The 10,216-nt window shown below is 36.5% G+C and carries 6 protein-coding genes and 1 tRNA gene; 4 read left to right on the top strand and 3 right to left on the bottom strand.

What is annotated here, in order from left to right; genetic code table 11:
- The first annotated feature begins 351 nt into the window (after window positions 1–351).
- On the top strand, window positions 352–3,528 hold the full coding sequence (locus ACODR7_RS21285; protein WP_488842252.1) for a S41 family peptidase: 3,177 nt from the start codon (window positions 352–354) through the stop codon (window positions 3,526–3,528).
- A 106-nt stretch (window positions 3,529–3,634) separates the two neighbouring features.
- Here the strand turns inward: ACODR7_RS21285 and ACODR7_RS21280 are convergent, their stop codons facing one another.
- The 3 genes from ACODR7_RS21280 to budA are packed head-to-tail and all read right to left on the bottom strand — an operon-like array spanning window position 3,635 to window position 6,190.
- Window positions 3,635–3,937 (bottom strand): putative quinol monooxygenase, encoded by a 303-nt coding sequence (locus tag ACODR7_RS21280; protein WP_488842249.1) that lies wholly within the window; start codon window positions 3,935–3,937, stop codon window positions 3,635–3,637.
- Between the two features lie 46 nt (window positions 3,938–3,983).
- On the bottom strand, window positions 3,984–5,390 hold the full coding sequence (locus ACODR7_RS21275; protein ID WP_488842248.1) for an L-dopachrome tautomerase-related protein: 1,407 nt from the start codon (window positions 5,388–5,390) through the stop codon (window positions 3,984–3,986).
- A 29-nt stretch (window positions 5,391–5,419) separates the two neighbouring features.
- On the bottom strand, window positions 5,420–6,190 hold the full coding sequence (budA, locus tag ACODR7_RS21270) for an acetolactate decarboxylase (protein ID WP_488842246.1): 771 nt from the start codon (window positions 6,188–6,190) through the stop codon (window positions 5,420–5,422).
- 112 nt (window positions 6,191–6,302) lie between these two features.
- Here budA and ACODR7_RS21265 point away from each other — a divergent pair, with 112 nt between their 5' ends.
- From ACODR7_RS21265 to ACODR7_RS21255, 3 genes are all read left to right on the top strand, one after another.
- Window positions 6,303–7,145, top strand: coding sequence for an AraC family transcriptional regulator (locus tag ACODR7_RS21265; RefSeq protein WP_488842244.1), 843 nt, complete (start codon window positions 6,303–6,305; stop codon window positions 7,143–7,145).
- 146 nt (window positions 7,146–7,291) lie between these two features.
- Window positions 7,292–7,365 (top strand) — tRNA-Asn (locus ACODR7_RS21260).
- A gap of 274 nt (window positions 7,366–7,639) precedes the next feature.
- Window positions 7,640–10,171 (top strand): DUF5686 family protein, encoded by a 2,532-nt coding sequence (locus ACODR7_RS21255; protein WP_488842242.1) that lies wholly within the window; start codon window positions 7,640–7,642, stop codon window positions 10,169–10,171.
- The last annotated feature ends 45 nt before the right edge of the window (window positions 10,172–10,216 follow it).

Here is a 10,216-nt window from a genome sequence, read left to right as displayed (position 1 = left end):
TATTACAAAGATACAATGACTAAACATTCCCCCCAACTTTTGAGACTGATCCCTTCTTCGCTCCCTTACCCATAAGATGAATGAATATAATCTTTGCGTTTTGTAGAACTAATGAGTCCGACATAAAAAAAACAAATATTTACAATTTTTCTTCACTTTCCCAGAAACATCTGTTTTATTGGATTTTATAAGCATTTAAAGCATTTTACCTGTAACTATTTCGCCAATAATTCGACTATTCTTTTTTAGAGTAATCGATATTGAGAAAATTCCCAACAAATGAAGACTTCTCTACAAAGATTAAAAGTAATAAACCAATATATAAGTATTGCATAAATACCCAACTGTACCATGAAGAAAACTATTATTTCGTTATTAACAGCATTTTCTATGATAGGAATTTCTGCTCAGGAAAAGTCTTATTTTCTATCATGCCCCTCTTTGAGTCCTGATGGAAAAACCGCTTATTTCGCATATGATGGTGATATCTGGAAAGCAGACTCCAATGGTGGAAATGCTTCAAGAATTACCGCTCTGGATGGAGAAGAGATCAATCCCCGCCTTTCTCCGGATGGAAAATGGCTTGCATTCAGTTCTAATCAATATGGGAATTACGATGTGTATGTAATGCCTTCAGGAGGTGGAACCATCAAGCAGTTAACCTTCCACACCGGAAGGGACGAAATGGAAAGCTGGGCGTGGGACAGCAAAACGATCTATTTTACTTCCAGCAGAAATAATAATTTCGGTAGTTTTAAAACTACCATTGAAGGCAAAACACCACAAAAACTTTTTAATAATTATTTTAACAACACTAACGGTCTTGTAGAAACTCCTGCCGGAGAATATCTTTTCACGAGTTCTTCAGAAAGCGCCCATCAGGTACAGCGTAAACGTTATAAGGGAGAAAACAATCCTGATATTCTTGGATACAATCCCAAAAGCAATTCTTTCAAACAGTACACCAGCTATGAAGGAAAAGATTTTAACCCAAGTGTAGATAAAAACGGGATTATCTATTTTATTTCTGATGAAAATAATGGAGAATACAATCTTTATAAAATCGAAAATGATAAAAAGACTGCTTTAACAAAGTTTGATACTTCCATTAAAAAACCATTTGTTTCAGCAGACGGATCCAAAGTTATTTTTGAAAAAGACTATCAGCTTTATACTTATGATGTATTCTCAAAAAAAACAACTCCTCTCCACATCAGCCTGAATACGAATAAATCTCTGGAAAAAGCCCAGAATTTCAATGTGGAAAACAATATTTCCTATTATGATGTTTCTCCTGACGGTAAAAAAATGGCATTTATAAGCCGTGGTATCCTATTCGTTTCCGATATTGAAGGAAAATTTGCCCAGCAGGTCTCTGACGGAAAAGAACGTGCCATGGAAGTAAAATGGCTGAAAGACAACCGTACTCTTCTTTATAATCAGACTTATAACGGATATCAGAACTGGTTCACTATTCCGGCAGACGGAAAAGGCCAGCCAAAGCAATTAACAGAAGATTCAAGAAATAACCGCAGCATTACGCTGAATAGCGATCTTTCAAAAGCAGTTTATTTAAGCGGAAGAGATGAAGTAAGATTATTGGATTTAAAAAGTTTTACATCTACAACCATTGTAAAGGATGAAATCTGGGCATTCCAAAACTCAAGACCGTCTTTTTCACCTAATAACGAATACGTATTATTTTCTGCAAAAAGAAACTTCGAACTTGATATTTTTATCTATAATATTAAAAAAGCACAGACCCTAAACCTTACCAATACTGGTGTTTCAGAGGAAGATCCTGTATGGTCACCCAATGGTAAATATATTTATTTCGCCAGCGACAGGACCAATCCGTCTTACCCATTAGGCATGCAGAAATCTAACATTTACCGTATGGCTTTAGATTGGTTTGACGAACCTTTTAAATCCGAAAAATTCGACAATCTCTTCACTGAAGAAAAGAAGGAAGAAAAATCTTCTGATAAAGAAAAAGATAAGAAGGACAAAAAGGAAGACGACAAGGATAAAGAGAAAAAGGAAGAAAAAGAACCCGTTATCAAAGAATTGAAAGTTAATCCTGATGATACTCTGGATAGAATTGAGCTGGTTACCGACCGGTATGGATATCAGGATGACCCTGCTGTTTTCGCTGATGATAAAAAAGAGATTCTATTATTCAATTCTAATCAGGATAATGGAAAAAGACAGCTGTTCAAAAAGGTATTCACAGATTTTGAGCCTGCCAAATCTGAAAAAGTCTTCGATAAAGCAGCGTATTATTTAACTAAAAATGAGAAAAACCTGTTTGCCCTGATTGAAGGCAATATTTACAAAACAACTATAGCGGCATTGAAGCCTGAAAAGATAAATATCCAATACAGTTTTGACAAGGATCTGGCATCAGAATTTACTCAGATGTATGCTGAAGCATGGACGGGCGTGGAGGAAAACTTCTATGACGAAAAATTTCATGGTATCGACTGGAAAGCTAAAAAAGAGCAGTATGCAAAGTATCTTCCGTATGTTCATAACAGAAATGATCTTCGAATTTTATTGAATGATCTTTTAGGGGAACTTAATTCTTCGCACACCGGATTTTCCTCTACAGGAAAAGAAGAAGCTGTGTATCTGAATTATTTCACCAATGAAACCGGAATTATCTTCAAAAAAGATCAGCCTTACACCGTAGAAAGCATTGTGAGAAAATCCCCGGCATACCGTTCAGGAGTTGATATCAAACCTGGAGACCAATTGACTTCTGTAAACGGAAAAAAGATTGATCTGAACGAAAATATCGAAACCTATTTTACAAGCCCTAAAAAACAGGATGAACTGGTTCTTACTTTCAACCGTGATGGTAAAACGGTAATAACCAAAGTACATACGATTTCTAACGGGGAATTAAAAGGATTGCTTTACGACGACTGGATCTACAATAATCATCAGCGTGTAGACAAGCTGAGCAATAACCGTATTGCCTACTCCTGCATGAAAAATATGTCTACTGATGAGCTGGACAGGTTCCTTCTGGATATGGTAGAACAAGAGAACAGAAAAGACGCTGTTATTCTTGATTTACGCTATAACACAGGCGGCAATGTTCATGATAAGGTATTGAATTTCCTTTCTCAGAGACCTTATCTTCAATGGAAATACCGTGAAGGAAAGATTACAACCCAACCCAACTTTGCACCATCCGGAAAGCCTATTGTCCTTTTGATTAACGAAGCTTCATTAAGTGACGCTGAAATGACCGCAGCCGGCTTCAAAGCACTAAAGCTGGGTAAAATTATCGGCCAGGATACTTATCGATGGATTATTTTCACTTCAGCCAAAGGATTGGTAGACGGATCTTCTTACAGACTTCCTTCATGGGGAACTTACACATTAGACGGACAGAACCTTGAGAAAACAGGGGTGAAACCTGATATTTATGTTAAAAACACTTTCATGGACCGTCTTCAGAACAATGATCCACAGCTGGAAAGAGCTGTTCAGGAAATACTTAAAGATTTAAAGAAATAAAATTTCGGAAGCGTAAAAAATAAAAAGATCTGCATTTCTGTAGATCTTTTTGTTTAATATTAAAACCTGTAATTGATTAAAGTCGGTTTTTACAATGACAACTATTTTACTCGCCTGAAATTCTTTCCAGTTCAATCAGCTGTATTGGTTCGCTCATCCATTCATGCATCTGTCCCGCGAAGTTTTTAAAATGCTCTGTCTGGGTATGGAATTCAAAAGCTTTGTCATCTTTAAAGGCTTCCCACATATAGAAAGTTCCGGGGGATTTTTTATCTTCAAAAAGAATATAATAAATACAGCCGGCTTCATTTCGGGTAGGATCTATGAGCTGCAGCAAAGCATTTTTCAATTCTTCTCTTTTTTCCGGTTTAGACTTCAGTACTGCTACTGACTTAAATTCTTTGTTCATTGCGTTAAATATTTTTATGTGATGGATTTTATAAGAAATTTTAAGGCTATAATTTCACACGATATATAAAATAAGGAGGTTTTCCGGCATCCGGCTGTCCGGAAAAGGCGGTTGTTGTATGAAGCTGGTTCACTGAAACATACAGATAACCATCATCTGTGACGGCAATATTATCTGGCCATTGTAGCTTAGGATCTTTAATCAACTCGGTAAGTTTCCCGTTTTTATCAAGCTTACTTATACCATGACCTCCAAGGTTTGTTATATAATGATTCCCTTGTTTATCTGTAGCTACACCATCACTCACTGGTTTTTCTCCAAATTTCTTAATGGAATTCCCTATTGTATTATCATCTTTATTTTCTCTGAAAAGTCTGGCTGGAATTTCATACCATGCCGTCCCGTTCATAGAGCCAAAAAATAATGTTTCCCTGTCATCTGATAGTGTAATAGGATTAACCCCCACACGCGATGGTTTTCCACCAAAATCAATGACTTTCCCATCAATAATCATATCCACATCCTCTGTCTGTAAAGCCGGATGCCCACTAAATCTTCTGGCTTTTTTCGTTTTTAAATTCAGAGCAATAATCCCCGGGTTGGCAATATCAGCAAGGTAGACCCAGCCATTCTTTTCATCTATCGCAACATCCTGAATAAAGCTCCCTTTCGGCGCAATATCGGCCGGTAGCTCTATCTTTTCTGCCACTTTATTCTTTTTAAGATCAAAACACCACAGACGTGTCTTACCAAGACCCAATCCCATATCAATCATCCAAAGGCGGTTTTCTTTGTCTGTGATGACTCCAAGCGGAGTATCAAATTGATTATCATTAGACTGCTGACCATTTTTCTGTAATTCGGGAGATGGAAAAGGCTTTGCCTTGCCATTAATAATTTCGACTAACTGTTGTTTAGGGTCTGACAAAGGATGCATCGTTGCAAATACCCTCCCGTTATGGCTTACCGCAACATTTCCCGGTCTGGCATCATTAAACTGTGCAACAATTTCAAGTTCTTTCCTTTCTTTTGAAAGATAAGATGCCGATCCCTCTACCCAGTCTTTACGTACCGGAGTAAAGAAATCAAGATCTTCAGTACCGTCTTCAAGGCAAAAAAACTCATGCGTAACACCTGCAGGTATCACCAGCACACCGCCGGCCTTCACGATATATTCTTTACCATTCATGAGTACTTTTACACTCCCTTTAGTAATGTAGGTCACCTGTTCGTTCGGATGGTTATGAGGAGCAACATGAGCATCTTTATCCATTTTCCAGAAAGCAAATGTACTTTCTGTACCAGATACCCATTTGCGCTTTAGTCCTTTATCTACCTGCTCCCAGGTTCCTTTATTAAAATCCGTCTGAAGCACTTTCTGTTGTGCCTGAACTGAATTGAAAAAAAACATAAATGCCATTGAAGGCAGAGACAATAATCTTTTGTTTTTCATTTGCATATCAAATAGTTATATACTTATTATTAATATTGAGCACTTGGCTCTGAAGATTTCCATTGACGCCGATAACCGTCATTACTTTTGCCGGGCAAAATAAGTTCATAAGCATTTTTTTCATCAAGCTGTATTGTAATTTTTGCAGAGTCGAAGGTCCCTTCTATTAAGTGACCACCAACTCGCTTATCTTCAGATAAAAAGTGGAAATGAAACGGAGAGAGATCCAAACCACCAATATAAGAGGGATTATAAAATCCTGTAAGTGTTCCTTTTATATTTTGTTTTTTATACAATGGACGGGTTTTCATCAAAACAGCAATCCCCGTTGTATTTTTTTCATGAACTTTTTCTGCTCCGCCTAATGTCACATTCATGAAAGCGGTCTCTATTTTTACAGCATAAAAACGATTGGAAGACGGAAGTACCTCCAACAGTTTCTTCATCAGCATATCTGTTGTCTGAATATTCTCCAGCGTAATAAGATGATCTTTTTTAAAAAAGGTAAATGATCCGAAAGGAACCAGCCTTTTATCATCTGCTATTTCAACTGAGCCATCTGAAGCAATTTTATAAACATTTCCATCCAATGCAATGAGTTCACCATCAAGCAGATTATAAGTCCCCAGGCCGAAGTCTCCTTTCTTTTTAAGATCTTGTACCGTAAGATCTCCGGTATATACCCCATTTCTCATGGCATCCATAGAAGAATAATGGAAAATTTTGTCTACTGGCTGCTGAGCTTTCAGAAAAGTAAATAATGTCGTTACTACTATTGTATTGAATAATTTTTTAATCATATTCTATAATTCCAAAATTGAATAGAGCAAAATTATACTGATAATTAGCAAATTACCCGTACAAAACTTCCTTATTTTTGTATAATTTTGCCTAACCCATAAAATAACACTCATGAACAGAGAAGTCTTATATGAACCTTATAGCATTCATTTTGAAACGCTCGAAACATTCCCTGATAAGGAAAGCAGAAAGAATTTTTTTGAGCTCGTCTTTATTTTATCGGGAACAGGCCAGCACTGTATTAACAAGCACAGCTTTGCCTATTCAGATAATCATATGTTTCTTCTGACACCACAGGATTGCAGCCAGTTCTGGATTGATACCACAACGCGGTTTTTCTTCCTGAGATTCAGTAATATTTATTTGAAAAATGATAAGATTTCGAAAGAAAATATCAAACGCCTGGAGTTTATTCTTGAAAATGCCAACCACAAACCGGGATGTATTTTAAAAAACCAGACGGACAAAACACTGGTAAGACCTATCGTAGAAGCTCTTATTCGGGAAGCCGTGAATAAAGATGTGTACCACAGTGACATAACCACACAACTCATTAATACACTCATCGTTATCGTTGCCCGCAATATTGCCAAATATCTGCCTCAGAAGATAGATGAAGCTTCTGAATCAAGAATCATTAGTATTCTGAATTACATCCAGGCCAATATCTATGAACCTGAAAAAATACGAACAGAAAATATCTGCAAAGAGTTCGGATTTTCTGAAAACTATTTAGGTAAATACTTTAAAAAACACAGTGGTGAAACCCTGCAGTCTTATGTGAATAATTATAAAACGACATTAATAGAGCACCGTTTAAAGCACAGCAGCAACAGAATTTCAGAGATTGCTGATGAACTGGGATTCACGGATGAGAGCCATCTTAATAAATTTTTCAAAACACAACGGGGGAAAAGCCCCAAAGCCTACAGGCAGGAAATTATGAAATCATGAATAATCTCCTGCGCATCACAAAAAATATTTAAAATTTAATTTATTGAAAAATAAACCAATAGCTTTTTTCGTTCAATATTCAAGAATAAAAACTTGCTTGGTACGGATATTCCTATTATATTTGCACCACTTAAAACAAAGGAAATTCCTCCTTAGCTCAGTTGGTTAGAGCATCTGACTGTTAATCAGAGGGTCGCTGGTTCGAGCCCAGCAGGAGGAGCAAAAAAGACTTACAAAATGTAAGTCTTTTTCTTTTTATAAACCCTTCATAACAGCAGCAAAATATTTCTAAAAAGCAGGAACTCAACCTTTCTTTTAATTCCCTGATTATTATATTTTAAGCATTATAATTTCCCAATTATTTTTTAACCCATACATATATTATTTTCGCTATTTTTGTCGTTTTAAAGGATAGAATAAAAATATTTTATTTTTTTTCCTATTTTTAAATAAACTGCATGCTTTTTGTTTATGCTAATTGCCTGAAGAAACGAATGATGTTAAACAATAACTCCCCAAAACACTATCTTTTATTATTTTTCCTGATTCTCACCGGTTCCGTATGTGCTCAAAACAAAGCCAGCGGTAAGGTGGTTGACGAAAAGAACAATAAAGAGCTGAATAAAGTTGATATTTTTATCAACAATGATAAAACACCTTACCTGACGACAACTTCAGGCAGTTTCATCATTCAGTCTGATAGCATTATTCATCAGTTAAGATTTTCCAGAAAAAATTATACCACAGAAACCCTTGATATCACCCCTGAAAATGCTGAAAATATTTTTGTGCAGCTTTCACAGGCCAAGGTAAGCGACATTCAGGAGATTGTTCTTCAAAGTGGTAAAACAAAATACAAAAGCAAGAAAGAAAATCCGGCTTATGCCATTATGCAGAAAGTCTGGGCACAAAAAAGAAATAACGGACTGGAAAAATTCGATACTTATTCATATAAAGAATACGAAAAAACACAGTTTGATCTGAACAATCTTGACAGTGCGTTCATGAAGAAAAAGATTTTCAATAAACTGGATTTCATTTTCAGTTATGCTGATTCTACTGCGAGTGGAAGGCTTGGTCTTCCTATCTTCCTGAATGAAGCCGTTTATGAAAATTATGGCAGGAACAAACCAGATAAGGACAGCAAAAGAACTCTGGTTGCCCAAAAGACTTCAGGGTTTCAGGACAATCAGGTGATTACGGTTTCAGCTAAAAACCTGTATCGTGATATTAATATTTACGATAATACCCTTAATTATTTCGACATTGGTTTCCAGAGTCCCGTGGGAACAGATGGTTTCAGTACCTATGACTACAGTCTTATGGATACCATTACAATTCGTGGTGAAAAAGCATTCCAGATAAGATACCAGCCGAAGAGAAAAGATATCCTTGCATTTCAGGGAAATCTTTATATTGATACAGATACTTATGCCGTTTTAGGCGCAACATTGAAATCAACACAGAAAATCAATGTTAACTTTGTCAACAGTGTCTATACCCAAGTGGAATACGATAATCCAGATGATGCCACGTTTCTTCCTAAAAAACTGGTGACCGAATTTGAAATGAGTCCTTTTTCAAAAAAGAAAGGAGCAAAAAGTATCATCGCCAAGAGATCGGTAGATTATTCCGATTATCAGTTCAACAAACCTCTTGACCCCAAAGTATTTAAGCGTACCGAAGAAGAATACGAAGACAAATTTACCAATAAAGATGATGCTTACTGGACAAAAGTCAGACCTGACACTTTATCCAAAGCAGAACAGGGAGTTTACAATATGCTTGACCAGCTTCAGCAGACACCCAAATTCAATCGGATGGTAAAACTTTTTGAAACCCTGGGATCTCGTTATTATAATGCATTTAAAGGGATTGATATAGGCCCTATATTCTCGATTTACGGAAGAAATGAAGTAGAAGGAGACCGGATAAGATTAGGAGCAAGAACCTATTTTGGATTGAATGATACCTGGAGAGCTCAGTTTTACACGGCATATGGATTTAAAGATCAGCAGATTAAGTATGGAGTAGAGGCAAGATACATGTTCAATAAGCTTAACCGTTTTATGATTGGTGCAGGAACCAGCAGAGATATTGTTCAGCTTGGAGGACAGCTTACATCCGGTGATGGTGTTACTCCACAATCCTCATCTACCAGTACCTTTTTTGCAAGAGGAGAAAACATTTCCTTAAGTTCTGTAAATAAAACCAGTGTTTTTGCAGCTATTGAACCATGGAAAAACTTTCAGATAAGGATAGATGGAGTGATGCAGAGCATTAGATCTGCTATTCCTGAGAAATTCAACCTGATGTATTACAAAGACGGACAGCTAAGGAAGACTGTTAATGACTCCCATGTTACCATCAGTTTGATTGCCAAGCCTGGTGCAAAATTCTCACAAACCGGTATTGACCGTTATCAGGCAAGAAACCTGGCTCCAACCATTGTTTTAAGATACACAAGAGGTATTGAAGGATTATTCAATGCTGACTTCAATTATGACAAGCTTCAATTCATGCTTTATAAGCCATTTTTAATTGGAAGTATGGGGAAACTAGTTGTCAATTTCGAAGCAGGAAAGAACTTCAGCACAGTTCCATTGGCACTACAGAATATTATTCCTGCCAACCTTTCATATGGTTTGGTACCGAATACATTCTCCCAGCTTAATTATTACGAATTTGTTACTGATGCCTATACTACACTTCAGCTGGAGCATCATTTTAATGGCAAGATACTTTCTTATATTCCTTTGATTAAAAAGCTGAAACTGAGAGAAGTTGCATTTATCAGAGGAGCTTACGGAACATTAAGCGATGCTTCCAAAGCAATTAATGTAGAAGGATTTAAATACTCTGCACCAAGCGAACATATCTATTATGAATACGGATTCGGAATTGAAAATATAGGAATCGGAAATCTTAGAATCTTCAGAGTAGATTTCAACTGGAGAGGAAATTATCTTGACAGACCGGATATCTCAAAGTTCGGTGTTAAAGCAGGATTTCAGATAGGATTCTAAATAAAATAAATACATTAAAATAAGTTTCGGCGGCTTCTTTGAAGC

It is taken from the genome of Chryseobacterium sp. FG46, assembly GCF_057809135.1.
The sequence above is the reverse complement of the archived record's forward strand: the minus strand, read 5'-3'. Positions and strand labels throughout refer to the sequence as shown.